Origin of the sequence: Aeromonas sp. R5-3 (assembly GCF_040908225.1) — a bacterium.
GTDB classification, from domain to species: Bacteria; Pseudomonadota; Gammaproteobacteria; order Enterobacterales; family Aeromonadaceae; genus Aeromonas; species Aeromonas dhakensis.
In genome coordinates, this window is record NZ_JBFODH010000024.1 from 114,536 (window position 1) to 135,256 (window position 20,721).

The 20,721-nt window shown below is 62.2% G+C and carries 19 protein-coding genes and 1 tRNA gene; 13 read left to right on the forward strand and 7 right to left on the reverse strand.

Annotated elements, in window-relative coordinates:
- The first annotated feature begins 38 nt into the window (after positions 1-38).
- The 8 genes from AB5Y95_RS17310 to AB5Y95_RS17345 all read left to right on the forward strand — a co-directional run bounded on the left by AB5Y95_RS17310 (position 39) and on the right by AB5Y95_RS17345 (position 7,714).
- Entirely contained in the window at positions 39-1,400 is a 1,362-nt protein-coding gene (locus AB5Y95_RS17310; RefSeq protein ID WP_005306621.1) for an aspartate aminotransferase family protein, read from the forward strand.
- Between the two features lie 54 nt (positions 1,401-1,454).
- Positions 1,455-2,552 carry a polyamine ABC transporter substrate-binding protein gene (locus AB5Y95_RS17315; RefSeq protein WP_005306618.1) on the forward strand — a complete coding sequence of 366 codons (1,098 nt, stop codon included), beginning with the start codon at positions 1,455-1,457 and terminating at the stop codon, positions 2,550-2,552.
- Between the two features lie 116 nt (positions 2,553-2,668).
- Complete coding sequence (locus AB5Y95_RS17320) at positions 2,669-3,754, forward strand: polyamine ABC transporter substrate-binding protein (RefSeq protein WP_017764857.1); 1,086 nt, start codon at positions 2,669-2,671, stop codon at positions 3,752-3,754.
- Between the two features lie 75 nt (positions 3,755-3,829).
- The gene (gene potA / locus AB5Y95_RS17325; RefSeq protein WP_005306611.1) at positions 3,830-4,984 is read left to right on the forward strand and encodes a polyamine ABC transporter ATP-binding protein; all 1,155 of its coding nucleotides are present in this window, start codon (positions 3,830-3,832) and stop codon (positions 4,982-4,984) included.
- Entirely contained in the window at positions 4,981-5,886 is a 906-nt protein-coding gene (locus AB5Y95_RS17330; protein WP_010635771.1) for an ABC transporter permease subunit, read from the forward strand. Before potA ends, AB5Y95_RS17330 begins: the two co-directional genes overlap by 4 nt.
- Positions 5,886-6,728 carry an ABC transporter permease subunit gene (locus AB5Y95_RS17335; protein WP_024942068.1) on the forward strand — a complete coding sequence of 281 codons (843 nt, stop codon included), beginning with the start codon at positions 5,886-5,888 and terminating at the stop codon, positions 6,726-6,728. Before AB5Y95_RS17330 ends, AB5Y95_RS17335 begins: the two co-directional genes overlap by 1 nt.
- Positions 6,729-6,777: 49 nt before the next feature.
- Positions 6,778-7,482, forward strand: a complete 705-nt coding sequence (locus tag AB5Y95_RS17340; RefSeq protein WP_368161685.1) for an MOSC domain-containing protein — start codon at positions 6,778-6,780, stop codon at positions 7,480-7,482.
- 155 nt (positions 7,483-7,637) lie between these two features.
- A tRNA-Pro gene (locus AB5Y95_RS17345) sits at positions 7,638-7,714 on the forward strand.
- A gap of 289 nt (positions 7,715-8,003) precedes the next feature.
- Here AB5Y95_RS17345 and AB5Y95_RS17350 read toward each other — a convergent pair.
- The gene (locus AB5Y95_RS17350; protein ID WP_005306599.1) at positions 8,004-8,531 is read right to left on the reverse strand and encodes a hypothetical protein; all 528 of its coding nucleotides are present in this window, start codon (positions 8,529-8,531) and stop codon (positions 8,004-8,006) included.
- A 124-nt stretch (positions 8,532-8,655) separates the two neighbouring features.
- A complete protein-coding gene (locus AB5Y95_RS17355) occupies positions 8,656-9,120 on the reverse strand; it encodes a thioesterase family protein (protein WP_029306122.1) in 465 nt (154 codons plus the stop codon).
- 133 nt (positions 9,121-9,253) lie between these two features.
- On the opposite strand from AB5Y95_RS17355, the gene recQ reads away from it, so the two are divergent.
- Positions 9,254-11,089, forward strand: coding sequence for an ATP-dependent DNA helicase RecQ (gene recQ / locus AB5Y95_RS17360; RefSeq protein WP_368161686.1), 1,836 nt, complete (start codon positions 9,254-9,256; stop codon positions 11,087-11,089).
- An 89-nt stretch (positions 11,090-11,178) separates the two neighbouring features.
- On the opposite strand, the gene AB5Y95_RS17365 is transcribed toward recQ, so the two are convergent.
- Complete coding sequence (locus AB5Y95_RS17365) at positions 11,179-11,478, reverse strand: c-type cytochrome (RefSeq protein ID WP_005306588.1); 300 nt, start codon at positions 11,476-11,478, stop codon at positions 11,179-11,181.
- Between the two features lie 103 nt (positions 11,479-11,581).
- On the opposite strand from AB5Y95_RS17365, the gene AB5Y95_RS17370 reads away from it, so the two are divergent.
- The 3 genes from AB5Y95_RS17370 (at position 11,582) to AB5Y95_RS17380 (ending at position 14,114) form a co-directional block, all read left to right on the forward strand.
- The gene (locus AB5Y95_RS17370) at positions 11,582-13,009 is read left to right on the forward strand and encodes a YdiU family protein (protein ID WP_368161687.1); all 1,428 of its coding nucleotides are present in this window, start codon (positions 11,582-11,584) and stop codon (positions 13,007-13,009) included.
- A 10-nt stretch (positions 13,010-13,019) separates the two neighbouring features.
- On the forward strand, positions 13,020-13,307 hold the full coding sequence (locus AB5Y95_RS17375; protein WP_368161689.1) for a DUF3630 family protein: 288 nt from the start codon (positions 13,020-13,022) through the stop codon (positions 13,305-13,307).
- A 132-nt stretch (positions 13,308-13,439) separates the two neighbouring features.
- Positions 13,440-14,114, forward strand: a complete 675-nt coding sequence (locus AB5Y95_RS17380) for a 7-cyano-7-deazaguanine/7-aminomethyl-7-deazaguanine transporter (RefSeq protein WP_368161690.1) — start codon at positions 13,440-13,442, stop codon at positions 14,112-14,114.
- 270 nt (positions 14,115-14,384) lie between these two features.
- On the opposite strand, the gene rraA is transcribed toward AB5Y95_RS17380, so the two are convergent.
- Positions 14,385-14,870 carry a ribonuclease E activity regulator RraA gene (gene rraA / locus AB5Y95_RS17385; protein WP_005306574.1) on the reverse strand — a complete coding sequence of 162 codons (486 nt, stop codon included), beginning with the start codon at positions 14,868-14,870 and terminating at the stop codon, positions 14,385-14,387.
- 146 nt (positions 14,871-15,016) lie between these two features.
- Here rraA and AB5Y95_RS17390 point away from each other — a divergent pair, with 146 nt between their 5' ends.
- Positions 15,017-16,870 carry a methyl-accepting chemotaxis protein gene (locus tag AB5Y95_RS17390; RefSeq protein WP_206866061.1) on the forward strand — a complete coding sequence of 618 codons (1,854 nt, stop codon included), beginning with the start codon at positions 15,017-15,019 and terminating at the stop codon, positions 16,868-16,870.
- A 57-nt stretch (positions 16,871-16,927) separates the two neighbouring features.
- On the opposite strand, the gene mgtE is transcribed toward AB5Y95_RS17390, so the two are convergent.
- The 3 genes from mgtE to nirC all read right to left on the reverse strand — a co-directional run bounded on the left by mgtE (position 16,928) and on the right by nirC (position 20,715).
- On the reverse strand, positions 16,928-18,352 hold the full coding sequence (mgtE, locus tag AB5Y95_RS17395; RefSeq protein WP_041203041.1) for a magnesium transporter: 1,425 nt from the start codon (positions 18,350-18,352) through the stop codon (positions 16,928-16,930).
- Between the two features lie 131 nt (positions 18,353-18,483).
- Positions 18,484-19,890 (reverse strand): siroheme synthase CysG, encoded by a 1,407-nt coding sequence (cysG, locus tag AB5Y95_RS17400; protein WP_368161692.1) that lies wholly within the window; start codon positions 19,888-19,890, stop codon positions 18,484-18,486.
- 12 nt (positions 19,891-19,902) lie between these two features.
- Positions 19,903-20,715 (reverse strand): nitrite transporter NirC, encoded by an 813-nt coding sequence (nirC, locus tag AB5Y95_RS17405; RefSeq protein WP_368161693.1) that lies wholly within the window; start codon positions 20,713-20,715, stop codon positions 19,903-19,905.
- Between the last annotated feature and the right edge of the window lie 6 nt (positions 20,716-20,721).

Here is a 20,721-nt window from a genome sequence, read left to right on the forward strand (position 1 = left end):
CAAACATCGCTTACATCGAAGGAACCGAGGAGCAAGCAATGCAGCACACCACCCGTGAGTGGCAGCAACTGGAAGCCAGCCATCATCTGCATCCGTTTACCGATTTTCAGGCGCTGAACAAGAAAGGCAGCCGCATCATCACCCGTGCCGAGGGGGTCTATCTGGAAGACTCCGAAGGCAAGCGCATTCTGGACGGCATGGCCGGCCTGTGGTGCGTCAACCTGGGTTACGGTCGCCAGGAGCTGGTGGACGCCGCCACCCGCCAGATGCAGCAACTGCCCTACTACAACCTCTTCTTCCAGACCAGCCACCCGCCTGCCGCCGAGCTGGCAACCCTGCTGGCCGAAGTGACGCCCTCCCACCTCAACCACGTCTTCTTCACCGGCTCGGGTTCCGAGTGCAACGATACCGTGCTGCGCATGGTGCGCCACTACTGGGCCAGCAAGGGGCAGCCTGAGAAGCAGGTGATCATCAGCCGCCACAATGCCTACCACGGCTCCACCGTGGCTGGGGCCAGCCTGGGCGGCATGAAGGGGATGCACGCCCAGGGCGGGCTGCCGATCCCCGGCATAGTGCACATCGATCAGCCCTATCACTTCGGCGAGGGGCAGGGGATGAGCGCCCACGAATTCGGGCTGGCCCGAGCCCGTCAGCTGGAGGAGAAGATTCTGGAGCTGGGGGTGGACCAGGTGGCCGCCTTCATTGGCGAGCCGATCCAGGGCGCCGGCGGCGTCATCATCCCGCCCGACAGCTACTGGCCCGAGATCCAGCGCATCTGCGACAAGTACGGCATCCTGCTCATCGCCGACGAGGTGATCTGCGGCTTTGGCCGCACCGGTCACTGGTTCGCCAGCGAGGGTTTTGGCATCAAGCCGGACCTCATGTGCCTGGCCAAGGGGATCACCTCCGGCTACCTGCCGATGGGGGCCGTGATGGTGGGGGACAGGGTCGCCAAGGTGCTGGTGGAAGAGGGGGGCGAATTCAACCACGGCTTCACCTACTCCGGTCATCCGGTGGCCTGCGCCGTGGCCATTGCCAACATTACGCTTATGCAAAACGAAAGCATAGTTAAGCGAGTTCATGATAGTATCGGCCCCTATTTGCAGCGTCGCTGGGCGGAGCTGGCGGACCATCCGCTGGTGGGCGAAACCCGTGGCAAAGGCCTAGTGGCCGCGCTGGAAATAGTGCAGGACAAGCAGACCAACAGCCGCTTCCCGGCTGAGCTGCAGGCCGGTATGACCTGTCGGGAGTTCTGCTTTAACAATGGCTTGGTGATGAGGGCGGTCGGCGATACCATGATCATATCGCCCCCCTTGGTGATCACCGAGGAACAGGTGGATGAATTGGTCAATCTGGCCAGGCTCAGTCTGGATCTGACGGCGGCAAAGCTGCGGGGATAGGCGGGCGCCGGGCAGGTTGGCTTGCGCATACAATTTGCTTAGGAGACAAGGACGATGTCTTTCAAAACGGGAATGATTGCAGCCTCGGTGGCGCTGGTCATGATGAGCGGCGCGGCGATGGCCGAAGACAAGGTGTTGCACGTCTACAACTGGAGCGACTATATCGCGCCAAACACCCTGGAAGACTTCCAGAAAGAGACGGGCATCAAGGTGGTCTACGACGTGTTCGACAGCAACGAGGTGCTGGAAGCCAAGTTGCTGGCAGGCAGCTCGGGCTATGACATCGTGGTGCCGTCCAACCCCTTCCTGGCCAAGCAGATCAAGGCGGGCGTGTTCCAGAAACTGGACAAGTCCAAGCTCTCCAACTGGCAAAACCTGGATACCTCGTTGCTCAAGGCGCTCGAACCGAGCGACCCGGGTAACCAGTACTCCATTCCTTACCTGTGGGGCACCATCGGTTATGCCTACAACCCGGAGAAGGTGAAAGCCGTGCTGGGTGACAAGGCGCCGGTGGACTCCTGGGATCTGGTGTTCAAACCGGAAAACATGGCCAAGTTGAAGGAGTGCGGTGTCTCCTTCCTCGACTCGCCGACTGAAATGCTGCCGGCCGCCCTGCAATACCTGGGCTTCAAGCCGGACAGCCAGAAGCCGGACGAGCTGAAGAAGGCGGAGGAGCTGTTCCTCTCCATCCGTCCTTACACCGCCTACTTCCACTCCTCCAAGTACATTTCGGATCTGGCCAACGGCAACCTGTGCGTGGCGGTCGGTTACTCCGGTGACTTGCAGCAGTCCAAGTCCCGGGCGATCGAGGCCAAGAACGGCATCAATCTGACCTACGTGATCCCGAAAGAGGGGGCAGGCAGCTTCTTCGACATGCTGGCCATTCCGGCCGATGCCAAGAACGTGGAAGCGGCCCATGTATTCCTGAACTATCTGATGAAGCCCGAGGTGATCGCCCAGATCTCCGACGCCGTCAGCTATCCGAGCGGGAACAAGGCCTCCGTGCCGCTGGTGTCCGAGAAGATCCGCAACGATCCGGGCATCTACCCGAGCGACGAGACCCTCAAGAAGATCTACACCTTCCCGGATCTGCCGGCCAAGGTGCAGCGTCTGATGACTCGTAGCTGGACCAAGATCAAGTCAGGCAAGTAAGTGAAGAGTGCCCCTCCCGGTCCGCAGTTCGGCCGGGAGGGTGGTGACCCACCCGACAGGTTGGACGGCGCGTATGGATGCGCACTGGCAAATCACACATAAAGAGGACTGAGTAAGTGCACATGACCAAGATAGCTACGCTGGCCCTGACCCTGGGGTTTGCAAATCTGACCCAGGCAGCCCCTGTGGTTCATTTTTACAACTGGTCCGACTATATCGGCGAGACCACCCTCAGTGACTTCCAGCAAAAGACCGGGATCAAGACCGTCTATGACGTGTTTGATTCCAACGAGACGCTGGAAGGCAAGCTGCTGACCGGCCGTACCGGTTACGATCTGGTCGTGCCCTCCAACAATTTCCTGGCCAAGCAGATCAAGGCGGGGGCCTTCCAGAAGCTGGATCCCGCCCTGCTGCCCAATCTGGCCAACCTGGATCCCGTGCTGCTCAAGCAGCTCGACAAGGTGGATCCGGGCCATCAATACGCCGTGCCCTATCTGTGGGGCACCAACGGCATCGGTTACAACGTCGAGAAGGTCAAGGCGGTGCTGGGGGTCGACAAGATCGACTCCTGGGCGACCATCTTCGAGCCGGAAAACATGAAGAAGCTCTCCCACTGCGGGGTGGCCTTCCTCGATTCGGCGGACGAGATGATCCCGGCGGCGCTCAACTATCTGGGGCTCGACCCCAACAGCCATGAGCCGGCAGACCTCAAGCGTGCCGAAGAGCAGTTGCTCAAGGTGCGCCCCTACGTGGCCTACTTCCACTCCTCCAAGTACATCGGCGATCTCGCCAATGGCAACATCTGCGTGGCGGCCGGCTTCTCCGGCGACATCCTGCAGGCGGCGGCGAGGGCCGAGGAGGCGGGCAAGGGGATCAAGATCGCCTACAGCATTCCGAAGGAGGGGGGCAACCTCTGGTTCGACATGATGGCGATCCCGGCCGATGCCACCAACGTGAAAGAGGCGCACGCCCTCATCAACTACATTCTCGAGCCTGACGTCATCGCCAAGGTGAGCGACTACGTGGGGTATGCCAACCCCAACAGCAGGGCAGGAGAGTTCATGGAGAAACGCGTGCGCGAAGACGAATCCGTCTATCCACCCCAGGCGGTGCTGGAACGGCTCTATGTGCAGCAGGCACATCCCCGTGCGGTGCAGCGTCTGATCACCCGGAGTTGGACCAGGATCAAGTCCGGAACCTAACCTTGGCGCCCGTCCCGGGGCGCCAGACTGTTTTATGGATCGGCCCCGGCCGGTATTACCTTTGGGAGTTTGGTAATGGCGATAGCCTCCAGTGCCTACAAGAAAGCCCTCGAGGGCAGCCAGCAACGCAAAGAAGTGCTGGTCAAGATAGACAGGGTAAGCAAGCAGTTCGATGAAACGCTGGCGGTCGACAACGTGTCCCTCAACATCCACAAGGGCGAGATCTTCGCTCTGCTGGGCGGGTCCGGCTCCGGCAAGTCGACCCTGCTGCGGATGCTGGCGGGGTTCGAGCGCCCCACCGAGGGACGGCTGTTCCTCGATGGCGTCGACATCACCGACATGCCGCCCTATGAGCGTCCCATCAACATGATGTTTCAGTCCTACGCCCTGTTCCCCCACATGACGGTGGCCCAGAACATCGCGTTCGGTCTCAAGCAGGACAACCTGCCCAAGGCGGAGATCGACGCCAGGGTGGAGGAGATGCTCAAGCTGGTGCAGATGACCCAGTATGCCCGCCGCAAGCCCCATCAGCTCTCCGGTGGGCAGCGTCAGCGGGTGGCGCTGGCCCGCTCGCTGGCCAAGCGGCCCAAGCTGCTGTTGCTGGATGAGCCCATGGGGGCGCTCGACAAGAAGCTGCGTTCCCAGATGCAGCTGGAGCTGGTCGAGATCATCGAACGGGTCGGAGTTACCTGCGTCATGGTAACCCACGACCAGGAAGAGGCCATGACCATGGCCGAGCGGATCGCCATCATGCACCTGGGCTGCATCGAGCAGATCGGCAGCCCGATGGACATCTACGAAACCCCGGCCAGCCGGCTGGTGTGCGAGTTCATTGGCAACGTCAACCTGTTTGACGGCCTGCTGGTGGAGGATGAGCAGGACCACGCCACCATCGCCTGCGCCGATCTGGAGCAGCCCATCTACGTGGGTCACGGCATCAGCTCCCGCGCCGAGAACAAGAAGGTGACCTATGCCCTGCGGCCGGAAAAGCTGCTGATGAGCCTGCAAAAGCCGGTGGAGATCGAGCACCCGGACTTCAACTGGACCAAGGGCGAGGTCTACGACATCGCCTATCTGGGCGGTCACTCGGTTTACTACATCCAGTTGCCCTCGGGCAAAATCGTTCAGGCTTTCATCGCCAACGCCGAACGCCACGGCAAGCGGCCGACCTGGGATGACCAGGTGTTCCTCTACTGGGAAGATGACAGCGGCGTGGTGCTGCAATCATGATGGCATTGAAACGACTGAAGTCGTTGGGAGGGCGGCAGCTGGTGATCGGCATCCCGTTCTTCTGGCTGTTCCTGTTCTTCCTGCTGCCCTTCATCATCGTCGTGAAGATCAGCTTCGCCGAAGCGGACGTGGCAATCCCGCCCTACACCGACGTGGTGAGCTGGGCGGACAATCAGCTCACCATACTGCTCAACATGGGCAACTACCTGCTGCTGCGGGAAGATGAGCTCTACATCGCGGCCTACCTCGGCTCCCTCAAGATGGCCTTGGTCAGCACCATTCTCTGCCTGCTGATCGGTTATCCCATGGCCTACTCCATCGCGCGGGCCAACAAGGAGACCCAGACCGTACTGCTGCTGCTCATCATGATGCCGACCTGGACCGCGATCCTGATCCGGGTCTACGCCTGGATGGGCATTCTCAGCAACAACGGCCTGCTCAACAGCCTGCTGATGGGCATCGGCCTCATCGACGAGCCGCTGCAGATCCTCAATACCAACCTGGCGGTCTACATAGGCATCGTTTACTCCTACCTGCCGTTCATGGTGCTGCCGCTTTACGCCAACCTGGTCAAGCATGATCAGAGCCTGCTGGAGGCGGCCTCCGACCTCGGCGCCCGCAACCTGACCCGGTTCTGGCGGATCACGGTACCGCTTTCCAAGAACGGCATCATCGCCGGCTGCATGCTGGTGTTCATTCCGGTGGTGGGCGAGTTCGTCATTCCGGAGCTGCTGGGCGGCCCCGAGACCTTGATGATAGGTAAGGTGCTGTGGCAGGAGTTCTTCAACAACCGCGACTGGCCGGTGGCCTCCGCGCTGGCGGTGGTGATGCTGGCGGTGCTGATCATCCCCATCATCCTGTTCAACCGTAACCAGGCCAAAGAGCTGGAGGGCAAGGCATGATGAGACGTTTCGGTTTTGCCAAGCTGATGCTGTGGCTGGGGCTGCTGTTCATCTACCTGCCCATGATCATCATGGTGATCTACTCCTTCAACGCCTCCAAGCTGGTGACGGTATGGGGGGGCTGGTCGCTCAAGTGGTACTTCGGCCTGCTCGACAACAAGCAGTTGATCAGCTCCGTGCTGCGTTCGCTGGAGATCGCCTTCTACACCGCCGTCTCGGCGGTGGCGCTGGGGACGGTGGCGGCCTTCGTGCTGACCCGGATCCCGCACTTCCGCGGTCGGACCCTGTTCGGCGGCATGGTGACGGCGCCGCTGGTGATGCCCGAGGTGATCACCGGTCTCTCCTTGCTGCTGCTGTTCGTGGCCATGGCCCAGCTGGTGGGCTGGCCTGCCGAGCGGGGCATGGTGACCATCTGGATCGCCCACACCACCTTCTGTACCGCCTATGTGGCGATCGTGGTGTCGGCACGGCTGCGGGAGCTGGATCTCTCCATCGAGGAGGCGGCCATGGATCTGGGGGCCAAACCCTGGAAGGTGTTCTTCCTGATCACCATTCCGATGATCGCCCCCTCTCTGGCGGCGGGCGGCATGATGTCGTTTGCCCTGTCGCTGGATGATCTGGTGCTGGCGAGCTTCGTCTCCGGCCCGGGCTCCACGACCCTGCCGATGGAGGTCTTCTCGGCGGTGCGGCTCGGGGTGAAACCCGAGATCAACGCGGTGGCCAGCCTGATCCTGCTGTCGGTATCGCTGTTCACCTTCGGCAGCTGGTATCTGATGGCCAAGGCTGAGAAACGCCGCCGTGCCGAGATCGCCATGACCACCCAGATGCAGGCAGTCGCCTGACCCCTCACATGATAAGATCCGCATTCTCTCGTCAAACCGGAGGATGAGAATGCGGATCTCCATCTTTAGCGGCCAGGGTGCCGAACTGGTTCCCGGTCTTGTCAGTGCCATCCACAAACAAGCCACCACCATACCGCTCTGGTGCGGCGTCAGCGGTCTCGCGGGCGACGAACAGTGCGACCAGCGTCACCATGGCGGCCCGGATCGGGCGCTGCACTACTATCCCACCGATCACTACCCCTGGTGGCACAACTGGCAGACGGCGCTGGGCCTAGCGGCCCCGCGTACCCCCTGGCAGCCAGCCGCCTTCGGCGAGAACCTCTCCGGGGTCGGGTTGACCGAGGCGCAGGCCTGCATCGGCGATGTCTATCGACTCGGCGAGGCGCTGATCCAGATAAGCCAGCCCAGATCCCCCTGTTTCAAGCTCAATCAGCGTTTCGGTTATGGCCAGATGTCGCAGGTGATGCAGCTCAGTGGCCGCTGCGGCTGGTTGTTGCGGGTGCTGGAGGAGGGGATGGTGATGCCGCAGGAGCGACTGGAGCTGGTGGACAGACCCTACCCTGAGCTCACGGTGAAGCGTACTGCCGATATCCTGTTCAATCAGCTACGCAACGAGGCGGACCTGCTGTTGCTGCTGGAAAATCCGGCCCTCTCGCCCAACTGGCGCAAGCATGCGGCGGACTGGCTGGAGCACGGCACGATTGCGGATTGGCAACGCCGGTTGCTGGGGCCTGAGTCGCTTCGTCTGCCCTAAGACTGGGTTAGCGAAATGTCACCGTCCGGCTGCATTTCGGTAAAACGGAGGGGGGAGTGCTGAATAGTTGAGCGAACAGCACTTTTTTTCCTTTTTAATGCAAAAAAGGCTTGTGTCGGGTCGGGGCTTTAGGTAAATTCCCGTCCCGCAGACATCGGTGTGTAGCGCAGCTTGGTAGCGCACTTCGTTCGGGACGAAGGGGTCGGAGGTTCGAATCCTCTCACACCGACCACATTAGAAAAGGCCGCTCAATAGAGCGGCCTTTTCGCATTTGGCTTTCGCCTCAACAGAGGCTGGCTCCAGCGCTGGCAGTCGTACGATGCTTTCCTGCTTTCCTGCCTCGCTGCCTCGCTGCCTCGCTGTCTCGTTTGTTGGGTTGTTCTGTGCAAGACAACCTGACAATAAAAGGGCCACCGCTCGGTGGCCCAGGGTGGAGTCTGATCCTGACTCCGGCACTCTAGATTGTGGCAATCTCTCGTTGGGTTCTGTCTATGGTGCCCTCCTTGCGCGCCAGGCGCCTGTTAGATATGCCAGTGCTGATGCCGCAATGCCTTGAAGCTGTGTTGAGGTTGCAAGGCCGCGTGCTTGGGGTACTCACTAATGAAATGTTCTATTCCCTCCATCAGTTGTTCGCGTAATGAAGACACGGGCTCATGCCAGGCTTGCAGGCACAGATGGCCAGGGATCAGCTGCTCCTGATAATCTTCCAGCAGCTGTTCTGGCCAGGGCTCAATACCGGAATTGCGTTGCAGCAAATAGTGGGCGGCGGGTTCACGGGCATAGATGAACTGAATCTGGGCCAGATCGCGTTGGCTTAGCGTTTGACTGTTGATGTGACAGGTCAGGTATTTTCCCGTCTTCAGATCCAAGAAGTGACCGCGTTGCCGACAGGCTATGATGCGATACCAGGGCAGGGGCGAACAGAGAGAGTATCCCTCAAGCTCCTGTTCCAGCCAGTGGCGACACTCGGGTGTCTGCACCTCGTCGAGCATGGACTCGAGCTGCCTCAACAAGGCTCTGGATGGTTTGGTGGCCAGTTTCGCACTCATCGCCTGCAATCCTCCCTCTGCACACAATCCCGACTTTCAGTATGAACCTGGTGGCGGCAGAGGGGGTAAGGTTTCTAATGATTAAAATCAGATTAGCAGCGTGGTTTTTATGCAATAGGCTGGCTCAGCCCACCAGATAGGTGCCGGTGCCGAAGGCGATATGAGTCCCTTCTTCGTTGTGCAGCTCCATGCGGGCAACCGCGACCTTGCTGCCGGCCCGGATGATGTGGGCGGTGGCGATGAACTCGTTGCCGCGCCCCGGTCGCAGGTAGTCGACCCGGAGATCGATGGTGCCGAGGCGGGAGAAGCGCTCCTTGAGATAGCTGGGGGAGAAGTCTTCCAGCTCGTCGATGCAGGAGGCGGCGACTATCATGCCGCCGGCCACGTCGAGCAGGCTGGCGGTGACGCCGCCGTGCAGTATGTTGTGGAAGGGGTTGCCGATCAGCTTCTCCTCCATCTTGATACGCAGCTCCACCTTGTCGAAGTCGTAGTGGGTGACCTGCATGCCGATCAGCTTGTTGAAGGGCATCCTCTCGGCGAACAGGTTGGCAATGCCACTGAGCGCCATCTTCTTGAGCATCTGTTTCATTCCTTGAGTCCAATCCCTGTCGGCATAGCCGAGTAAAAACTCCAGCCAGTCTGCAACACTTCCTTAACAGTCGCAATGGCAGGTTTATTGTGGGCGGCGGCTGCTTTAGAATGGCGACCCCAAAGGAGAGCCCATGACCGTCATTGCCGAAACCCTGCCTGACCCTCAGCCAGAGAACCCCCTTGCCCTGTTGCAGGCGGTGTTCGGCTATCAGCAGTTTCGGCCGGGTCAGCTCGAGATCATCGAGCAGATAGTGGCGGGGCGCGATGCGCTGGTGCTCAAACCCACCGGCGGTGGCAAGTCGCTCTGCTACCAGATCCCGGCGCTGCTGCGACCCGGGCTCGGGGTGGTGGTCTCTCCCCTCATCTCGTTGATGAAGGATCAGGTGGACAGCCTGCGTGCCAACGGGGTGGCGGCGGTCTACATCAACTCGGCCCTGAGCCGGGAGGAGATGATCCAGAACTTTGCCGCCATGCGGCGCGGCGAGATAAAAATCGTCTACGTCTCCCCCGAACGCCTGCTGCAGCACGAATTCATGGACCGGCTGGCGGAGTTGCCGCTCGGCCTGTTCGCCATCGACGAGGCGCACTGCGTCTCCCAGTGGGGTCACGATTTTCGCCCCGAATACGCGGCGCTCGGTCGGCTCAAGCAGTGGTTCCCCCTGGTGCCCGTGGTGGCGCTGACCGCCACCGCCGACGAGGCGACCCGCAGCGACATGCTGCACCGGCTGGAATTGCAGGATCCCTTTATCCACACTGCCAGCTTCGACCGACCCAATATCCGCTACAGCCTGGTGGAGAAGTTCAAGGCGGCGGAGCAGCTGCTGCGCTACGTGCAGAGCCAGAAGGGCAACTGCGGCATCGTCTACTGCTCCAGCCGCAACCGGGTGGAGGAGGTGGCCGAGCGGCTCTCCCGTCACGGCTGCAAGGCGGCCCCCTATCACGCCGGTCTGCCCCTAGAGCTGCGCCAGCAGACCCAGGAGGCCTTCCTCAAGGATGATATCGAGATAGTGGTGGCGACGGTGGCGTTCGGCATGGGGATCGACAAGCCCAACGTGCGCTTCGTAGTGCACTACGACATCCCGAAGAACATCGAGTCCTACTATCAGGAGACCGGCCGTGCCGGGCGCGACGGCACCCCCGCCGAGGCGCTGTTGCTCTACGATCCCGCCGACATCGGTCGGGTGCGCCGGCTGCTCGACAACATCGAGAATCCCCAGCAGTTGCAGGTGGAGCAGTACAAGCTCAACGTGATGGCGGCCTTCGCCGAGGCGCAGACCTGCCGGCGTCAGGTGCTGCTCAACTACTTCGGCGAGTACAACGACAAGCCGTGCGGCAACTGCGACATCTGCCTCGATCCACCCCAGAGCTATGACGGCACCGAAGACGCCCAGAAGGCGCTCTCCTGCGTCTGGCGGGTGGGGCAGAACTTCGGGGTAGGCTATGTGGTGGAGGTGCTGCGCGGCTCGCTCAATCAGCGCATCAAGGATCACGGCCACGACAAGCTCTCGACCTACGGCATCGGCAAGGATCAGAGCCACGAGTACTGGATGAGCGTTATCCGCCAGCTGATCCACAAGGGGTTGCTGACCCAGAACATCACCCGCAACCTGGTGCTGCAGCTGACCGAGGCTGCCCGCCCCGTGCTGCGCGGCGAGGTGAAGCTGGAATTGGCGGTACCCCGCCTGCAACCCATCTCCAGCCGCAAGGAGAAGCGCAACGGCCTGCTCGACAACGCCAATTATGACAAGCGGCTGTTCAAGGAGCTGCGGGCGCTGCGCAAGCAGATCGCCGAGGATGAAGAGGTGCCGCCCTACGTGGTGTTCAACGACGCCACCCTAGTGGAGATGGCGCAGCTCATGCCGATGACGGAAGACGAGATGCTGGCGATCAACGGCGTCGGTCACCGCAAGCTGGAGCGTTTCGGGGAAGCCTTTATGGACCTGATCATCGACTACTGCCGCCGGTAGGGGAGATTCGCAAGGCGTCATCGGCCGCGGCGGACTCAGGCCTGGGCGGCACATCAGGGGAATGGCGCCCGTTGGCCGGACGCCGTGAATTATTTCAGGCTGGCGTAATAGGCTGCCAGGTTCTCCATGTCTGCCTCGGTGAGCGGCGCCATGAAGGGCACCATCAGGGGTTCCTTGCGGCTGCCATCCTTGAAAGCCTTCAGCTGTTTCACCAGATAGGCGGCGTTTTGCCCAGCCAGATGGGGATAGTTGGGGACAAGGGCCCTGCCTTCGGCCCCATGACAGGCGGCGCAGACGGCGGCCTTGGCCTTGCCAGCCTCGACATCGGCCGCCTGGGCCGGCCCCCACAACAACAGCAACAGGGGCAGGGCGCCCAGCCATCTTTGCATATTCTTCTCCTTGAAATGAAATAGCGCATCGCCCGTTAGCCACTGCTGGCCGACGGCGGTATAAAGAGTGACACGAGCATACGCAGGGACGAACCGCACCACCATGAAGCTGATCAACACTTTTGCCACCGAACTGCCCTGGGCCTGTGAGCCCGTCGCCCCCCAACCACTGCATGCCCCCGGCCTGCTGCACCTCAACCGTGCGCTGCTCGGCGAGCTGGGGCTGGGGGCGGTGAGCGAGGCCGACTGGCTGGCCTGCTGTGGTTATGGCCAGCCTTTGCCCGGCATGCAGCCGGTGGCCCAGGTCTATGCGGGCCATCAGTTCGGCGGCTACAGCCCGCGTCTCGGGGATGGCCGTGCCCTGTTGCTGGGGGAGCAGCTGGCGCCGGATGACAGCCGCTGGGACCTGCACCTGAAAGGGGCGGGCAAGACCCCCTTCTCCCGCTTCGGCGATGGCCGTGCCGTGCTGCGTTCCAGCATTCGCGAGTATCTCGCCTCCGAGGCACTGCATGCCCTCGGCATCCCCACCACCCGGGCACTGGTGCTGGTGGGCAGTCAGGAGCCGGTTTACCGCGAACAGGTGGAGACGGGCGCGACTGTACTGCGCACTGCCCCGAGTCATCTGCGCTTCGGCCATGTCGAGTATTTCGCCTGGAGTGGGCAGGGGGAGAAGATCCCGGCCCTTATCGACTATGCGCTGCGTCATCATTTCCAGGAGCTTGCGAACGGGGCCGAGCTGTTTGCCGAGGTGGTGTGCCGCACCGCGCGGCTCATCGCCAAGTGGCAGGCGGCAGGTTTTTGCCACGGGGTGATGAACACCGACAACATGTCGCTACTCGGGCTGACCCTGGATTACGGCCCCTACGGCTTCATCGATGCCTATGTGCCGGACTTTGTCTGCAACCACTCGGATCCGGGCGGTCGTTATGCGCTGGATCAGCAGCCGGCAGTCGGTTACTGGAACCTGCAAAAGCTGGCACAGGCGCTGGCCGGCCACGTCGATGGCGACGCGCTGGCGTCGGCCCTGGCCCAGTACGAACACCAGCTGATGCTGCACTATTCCGAGCTGATGCGCGCCAAGCTGGGGCTGGCGGTGTGGGAAGAGGAGGATCCGGCGCTGTTTCGCGAGCTGTTCAGGTTGCTGGCGGCGCATAAGGTGGATTACCACCTGTTCCTGCGTCGGCTGGGGGCGCTGACCGCTCAGGGCGACTGGCCCGCCAGCCTGCTGGCTCTGCTGCCGGAGCCTGCCGCCTGGCAAGGGTGGCTTGAGGCCTATCGGGCGCGCCTCGCCCGGGAGGGGAGCGAGGATGCTGTGCGCAAGGGGCAGATGGATGCGGTCAATCCCAAGTATGTGCTGCGCAACGCGCTGGCCCAGCGGGTGATAGAGGCTGCCGAGCAGGGCGACATGGCGCCGTTTGAGCGGCTGTTTGCGGCCCTGCAGCACCCCTATGATGAGCAACCCGAGTACGAGGATCTCGCCACCCCATCCCCCGCATGGTATTGCGGTGGCGAGCTCTCTTGCAGCAGTTGAGGAGCAGCCGATGAACTGGTGTATCGCTAAGATAGACAGGAAGGCCGGGGTGGTGACGCTGGAGCACCCCGCGCTCGACTGGGACAGCTTTCCAACCCTGGCCGATGCCCTGTTGCAGGAGTGGGAGCTGGTGGCGCTCGAGCGTGAGTGTGGCGCCGATCGTCACAGCTGGCTGCTGGAGTTCGAGGGGAGCCGCTTTCGGCTCGAGTACGAACACTACAGCGGCTGCTGGCTGGCGGCGGAGCAGCCGGCCGATGCCGAGGTGTTGCTCTGGCTGGCCCGCCAGCATCAGGGTTGAGCAGGCGTCGCAGCCTCAACCCACCGCATAAAGATTGAACTATCAATTTGGGGGCGTATAATCTCGCCCCTCAATTATCGCCAATGGTGGCGGTATGGGTTCCCTAACCCCATTAACCAAAAAGGTCACAATATGAATCTGACCCCTGCTCAGCACCAGACGGCGCTGGTGCGCCTCTCGTTGTTCCACATCCTGATCATTGCCAGCAGCAACTACCTGGTGCAGTTGCCGATCACCATATTCGGCTTCCATACCACCTGGGGTGCCTTCAGCTTCCCGTTCATCTTTCTGGCCACCGATCTGACGGTGCGGATCTTCGGTGCCAGCCTGGCGCGCAAGATCATCCAGACCGTGATGTTGCCGGCGCTGGCCATCTCCTATGCCCTGTCGGTGCTGTTCTTCGAGGGCAGCTTCCAGGGCGTTGGCAATCTGGCCGAGTTCAACTTGTTCGTGGCACGCATCGCCCTGGCCAGCTTTATGGCCTATCTGGTGGGCCAGTTCATGGACGTGGTGGTGTTCAACCGGCTGCGGCTGCTGAAAGCCTGGTGGGTGGCACCGGCGGCCTCCACCCTGTTCGGCAATCTGGTGGATACCATCACCTTCTTCACCATCGCCTTCTGGCGCAGCACGGATCCCTTCATGGCCGAGCACTGGGTCGAGATCGCAACCGTGGACTACGTGTTCAAGCTGCTGATCAGCCTGGGATTGTTTGTGCCGCTCTACGGCGTGCTGCTGCGTTATCTCAGCCGCAAGCTGGTGGGCGAGGCCGGCTTGAGCGGCCTGCAAACGGCCACACGGCAAGCCTGACGACATTGACCACCCCTCGGGGCGGTCAATTTTTTTGCATTTATGGCAAATAAGGGTTGCTTAGTTAAATGAGAATGATTATTGTTACCTTGTTTTCCGGGAAAGACTTCATTCGTTCCAACGTGATGGACTTCTTGTGAAGGCACGACATTGCTCACATTGCTTCCAGTTAAGGGGCCAGTTTTTACTGGCCCTCTTTTTTTGTCCGCGTCCGGCAGCACGCGGGCATAAAAAATGGGAGCCTTGGCTCCCATTTTCACTCTGCTCTGCTTACTCGATGTCGAGCGCATCGGGGGAGAGGATCACCCCTGTGGTATCGGCGTAGAGATGGTCGTCCGGCAGGAAGGTGACACCGCCGAAGTTGACCGGCAGATCGGTCTCGCCTACGTCCTTGCTGTCGGCCCCCACCGGAATGGCCGCCAGCGCCTGAATGCCGATATCCAGATCTTCCAGAATGTCGACCTCGCGCACGCAGCCGTAGCAGACGATCCCTTCCCACTCGTTCTCCGCCGCAGTGGTGGCGATCTCGCTGTCGATCAGGGCACGGCGCATGGAGCCGCCGCCATCGATCAGCAGTACCCGACCAACGCCGTTCTCTTTGACGAGTTCACGGATCAGGCCGTTCGATTCGAAGCATTTGACTGTGGTGATGACGCCGCCGAAGGAGGCGCGGCCGCCGAAGGAGCAGAGCATGGGTTCGAGCACATCCACCATGTCCTGATAGATGTCGCACAGTTCTGAAGTGTTGTATTCCATTGTGTCAAATCCACCGCTGGAAACAGGTGGGATCCAGTATAAGGAGTGGGACTGGCATTTCAATGAATATTCCTTGAACAACAACAGGGATAACGTTTTCTGCATAAGCTCAATGCATGCCACCCCATGTTTGTGAGAGGTTCATCGTGCTCATCCGTCATAAATTGATCCTGAATACCGCGCTGGTCGCCGTGGCCATGCTGGTATTGAGCAGCCTGTTTTTCTACTCCAACCAGGTGAGTCGCCATCTGACCGAGGCCCAGCGCAATGTGGACAGCCTCGAGATCGCCATGCTCAACCTGCGACGAGCGGAGAAGGACTTCCTGATCCGCAAGGATCCGACCTTCGTTGCCCGCTTCAATGAAGTGCTGGCTGACTTTCACCGGCTCAACCAGACCCTGAGCCAGGAGGACAACCTGAGTGCCGTGCAGGGCGAGCTGACCATGCTGGATCAGCAGATGGGGGCCTATGGCAAGGCCTTCAACGAGCTGGTGGTCCAGCAGCAGAAGATCGGGCTGGGGCCGGAGGATGGGCTCTACGGTCGCCTGCGGACGGCGGTGCACGAGGTGGAGGAAGGGCTCAAGCAGCTGGATGAGCAGGGGCTGCTCATCACCATGCTGCAGCTGCGGCGGGCGGAGAAAGACTTCATGCTGCGCTCCGACATCCAGTATCTGGAGCGCTTCCAGACCCTGCACAAGGATTTCCAGCAGCGGCTGGCAACCTTGCCGGAGGCTGAACGCGGCAAGCTGGAGCAGGCCAGCGAGCAGTACAAGCAGGACTTCATCGCCCTGGTGCAGGGAATGCAGGTGCTGGGGCTGAATGAGGGGGAAGGGCTGCGCAGCCAGATGCGGGATCTGGTGCACCAGACCGAGCAAGGGTTCGCCGCGGTCGACAAGCACATCGCCGACGAGCTGGTACGGCAGACCTCGCGCCTCAACACCCTGATGCTGGTCTGTGGCGGCGTCATCATAGTGCTGATGGGCATCATGAGCATGCTGCTGGGCCGCAGCATCGATCGCCCCATCTCGCGGGTGAACGACACCGTCAACCGCATTCGGCAGGACAATGACCTGCGCCTCAAGATCGAGCTGCAGGGGGCGGACGAGATGGCGCAGCTGGCGAGCAACCTGGACGTGATGCTGGGAGGTTTTCGCCACCTCATCGGCGATGTGAAGCAGAGCGTGCACACCCTGACCGAGGCGGCGGATCACCTCTCAGGCAACGTCCGCCGCACCAGCGAGGGGGCTGCTCGCCAGCTGCAGGAGACCGACATGGTGGCGACCGCCTCCACCGAGATGGGCTCCACCATAGAGGAGATCGCCCGCAACACCGAGCAGGCCGCCAACAATGCCCAGACCACCAACAACAAGGCGATGGAGGGGCGCAGTGCGGTGGAGAACACCGTCAGCCAGATCCGCTCCCTGGCCGACAACCTGGAGAACTCCTCCCGCGAAGTGGCCCAGCTGCAGCAGGAGAGTGAAACCATCGGCTCTGTGCTGGACGTGATCCGCGGCATTGCCGAGCAGACCAACCTGCTGGCCCTCAACGCGGCCATCGAGGCGGCGCGGGCGGGGGATCAGGGCCGCGGCTTTGCGGTGGTGGCGGACGAGGTGCGCAGCCTCGCCATCCGTACCCAGAAGTCGACCCAGGAGATCGCCGGCATCATCAGCTCGTTGCAGAAGCAGACCGGCAACATAGTGGGCATGATGGCGACCTGCCGCGAGCAGGGCAACAGCAGCTCGGAGCAGGCCAGCATGGCGGGTGAACTGCTGGAGCAGATCACCCAGGACGTCACCCACATCATGGACATGAGCACCCAGATTGCCGCCGCCATCGAGCAGCAGAGCCTGGTGGCCAACGAGGTGAACCGCAACGTCAACAACATCCGTGACATCGCCCAGGAGTCGAGCCTGATGGCGGAGGAGAACGCCAAATCGAGCCACGGCCTGACCGAGCAGGCCAAGCTGCTCAACCAGGCGGTGGCCAAATACCGGGTATAGCGGCCGCACCGAATGAACAAGGGAGCCATTAAGGCTCCCTTTTTGCTGCAGACCGGATTAAAGCAGGAACAGGGTGGCCAGCCCCAGGAAGATGAAGAAGCCGCCGGTGTCGGTGATGGCGGTGATCATCACGCTGGCGCCCACCGCCGGGTCGCGGCCCAGCCGGCTCATGGTCATGGGGATGATGACCCCCATCAGCGCAGCCACCAGCAGGTTGAGCATCATGGCCAGCGTCATCACGGCGCCCAGCGCCGCATCCTGATAGAGGATGTAGGTGGCGACCCCCATGGTGCCGCCCCACACCAGGCCGTTGATCAGGGCCACCCCCAGTTCGCGCCACAGCAGGAAGGAGACGTTGCCGGTCTGGATGTGCTGCAGCGCCAGCGCCCGCACTATCATGGTGATGGTCTGGTTGCCGGTGTTGCCGCCGATGCCTGCGACGATGGGCATCAGTGCCGCCAGCGCCACCAGCTGGGAGATGGTGTGCTCGAACAGACCGATCACCCGCGACGCCACGAAGGCGGTGCAGAGGTTGATTGCGAGCCAGGCCCAGCGGGTCTTGACCGCCTTGGAGACGGGCGCGAACACGTCCTCCTCCTCGCTGATCCCCCCCATCCGGCGCAGGTCGGTGTCGCTCTCCTCATAGACCAGATCCACCACCTCGGCGACGGTGAGCCGGCCCATCAGTTTGCCCCTGGCATCCACCACGGCGGCGGAGACCAGGTCGTCCCGCTCGAAGGTACGGGCGGCCGCCTCATCGTTGTCCTCCGGATCGAAGGTGACCGGATCCTTCTCCATCACGTCGCTCACCCGGGTCTCGGGTCTGTGCAGCAACACGGTCGTGAGCGGCAGTTCTCCCTGCAGCCGGTTGCGACGGTCGATGACGAACAACTTGTCGGTGTTGTCGGGGATCTGGCCGCGCAGGCGCAGGTAGCGTTGCACGGTAGCCAGGGTCACATCCGGACGCACAGTCACCAGGTCGAAGTCCATCATGGCGCCAACCGTGTGCTTGCCGTAGCGGATCACCTCCCGCACCCGATCCCTGTCCATGGGGGCCATGGAGGTGAGCAGCCGCCCCATCAGATTGCGAGGCAGGTACTGGCCCAGATAGATCTGATCGTCGATGTCGAGGGTGCTCAGGGCATGCAGCAGCTCCTTGTCGCTCATACCGCTGATGAGGCTGTCCCACACCGTCTCCGAGGCCTCCACCAGGATCTGGCCGTGCTTGTCCGCATCCACCTGCTGCCACAGCACATGGCGCTCGTCCGGTGGCAGGGACTCCAGCGCATCGGCGATATCGGCGGCGGGCAGGCTGTTGACCAGTCGGGTGAGCTCGCTGGTCTGGTTCCGCAGTTCGGCGTCCTGCTCCCCTTGCGGGTCTAGCAGGCTGTCGGTGAGGGCGTCGTCGGCGAGCAGCAGGGTGAGGATGCGTGCTCTGTCCTGTTCACGCTGCTTGGCGTTGTTCTTGGCGGGGAGAGACATGAAACTGAATTCCTGAATTCGGTGGTCCGGCTGACACACCCATAGGATACCAGACTCAAAACAAGAGGTTATGACAGTAAATGCAGGAAAAGAAACGCCACCCCTGGGTGGCGTTTGCATATGAGGTGATATCAGGCCGAAGCCAGCGCCCTCTCCGTGGCAGCCCCTTGCCCGAACCAGGCGAGGGAGTCAGCCAGGGTTACCACCGAGCCCACCATTATAAGGGCCGGGCTTTCGACGCCGATGGCCAGCTCGGGCAACTGGTCAAGGGTGCTGCGAATGACCCGCTGGCTCGGCTGGGTGCCGCGCTCGATCAGCGCCACCGGGGTGTCGCCCCCCTTGCCGTGGGCCAGCAGTTGCTCGCGGATGGTGGCGCAGGATGAAAGCCCCATGTAGAACACCAGGGTCTGCCTGTCTTTTGCCAGCAACGGCCAGTCGAGATCCTGTGCCCCCCCCTTGCCGTGGGCGGTGACGAAGCGCACGCTCTGGGCGTGATCCCGGTGGGTCAGCGGAATGCCGGCGTAGGCGGCGCAGCCGCTCGCCGCCGTGATCCCCGGCACCACCTGAAAACCGATGCCGCTGCCCACCAGCGTCTCCAGCTCCTCGCCGCCACGGCCGAAGATGAAGGGATCGCCCCCCTTCAGCCGCACCACCCGCTGACCCTTCTTCGCCTCCTCCAGCAAGAGCTGGTTGATCCCCTCCTGGGGCACGCAGTGGTTGCCCGCCTGCTTGCCGACGAAGATGCGTTTGGCGTCGCGGCGCACCAGTGCCATCACCTCGTCGGAGACCAGGCGGTCATAGACCACCACATCCGCCTGCTGCATCTGGCGCAGGGCGTGCAGGGTGAGCAGGCCCGGATCCCCGGGGCCGGCACCGACCAGCACCACCTCGCCGTGAGCCTTGCTCTCGTCAGCAAACAGGCTGTCGGCCAGCTGGTGGGCAGAGGCGCTATCCCCCCGCGCCAGCGCCTGACCGAGGCGATCGGCCCCGAGCAGCCGCTCCCAGAAGCGGCGCCGCTCCCCCATGGTGGCGAAGCGCGCCTTGACCCGATCCCGCAGGCTGCCGGCAAAGGCCGCCACGGCGCCCAAGTGCTGGGGCAGCAGGGCTTCCAGTTTTTCCCGCAGCAGCCGGGCCAGCACCGGGGCCTTGCCGCCGGAGGAGATGGCCACCATCAGCGGCGAGCGGTCGATGATGGACGGCATGATGAAGCTGGAGCGCTTCGGGTCATCCACCACGTTGGCGAAGATCCGCGCCTGATTTGCGCTCTGGTAGACCAGGGCGTTTACCTCGCGCCGATCGGTGGCGGCCACCACCAGCCACTTGCCCGCCAGTTGCTGCGGCGCGAATTCACCGGCCAGCCACTCGATGCTGTCGTTGGCAGCCAGTTCCGCCAGCTCCGGGTCGAGCTCGGGAGCTACTACTGTGAGCTGGGCACCGGCATCCAGCAGCAGGCGCGCCTTGCGCTGTGCTACCTCGCCGCCGCCGACCAGCAGCACGGGTTTGTTGTCGAGTCTGCAGAAGATGGGCAAGTAGTCCATGGGGCCTCCTGATCAGGCGGTTTGGGTCTGGCTGGTGGTGCTGGTGGCGTCGCTCACCGCGACCGGGCGCTCAGTCTTGGGGGTGGCATACCAGTAGCCCAGACCCATGAAGAGGGCGCCGGAGACGGTGTTGCCCAGGGTCACCCACAACAGGTTGTGGCCGATGCCGCCCAGGGTGTAGGCCTCGGAGTGGGCGCCGAACCAGGAGAGGGCGAACAGGGTCATGTTGGCGATGGAGTGCTCGTAGCCGGAGGCGATAAAGGCCAGCAGGCACCACCAGATGGCGATGAAGCGGGCGGCACCTTCGGTGCGCAGTGCCATCCAGATGGCGAGGCAGACCAGCCAGTTGCAGAGGATCCCTTTCATGAACAGGGTCAGGGCCGGTGCCTGGGTCTTGGCCAGCGCCACCTTGTGGGCCAGGCTGCCTGCGTCCGGCAGCAGGCTGCCGCCGTAGGAGTAGATGAGCGCCACCGCGATGGAGCCGAGCAGGTTGCCAGCCCAGGTTTGCGGCAGGATGCGCAGCAGGTCGGCCATGGCGATCTTGCCTGTCTTCACCCCGAAGGTGAGGAACATGGTGTGGCCGGTGAACAGCTCGGAACCGGCGATGATCACCAGGGTCAGGGCGATGCCGAAGGTGGCCCCCATCACCAGCGGACGGATGCTCGGATCCACCAGGTTGCCCAGGGTGAAGATGAGGATGATGCCAAGGCCCACATAGGCCCCTGCCATGGCGGAGCTGAGCCAGAAGCCGAGCTTGTCGCTGCGCTCGAAGCGGTTGATGCGGGCCGCGTTGGCGGCGCACTTGTTGATGGTTTCGGTATACATCTTTGT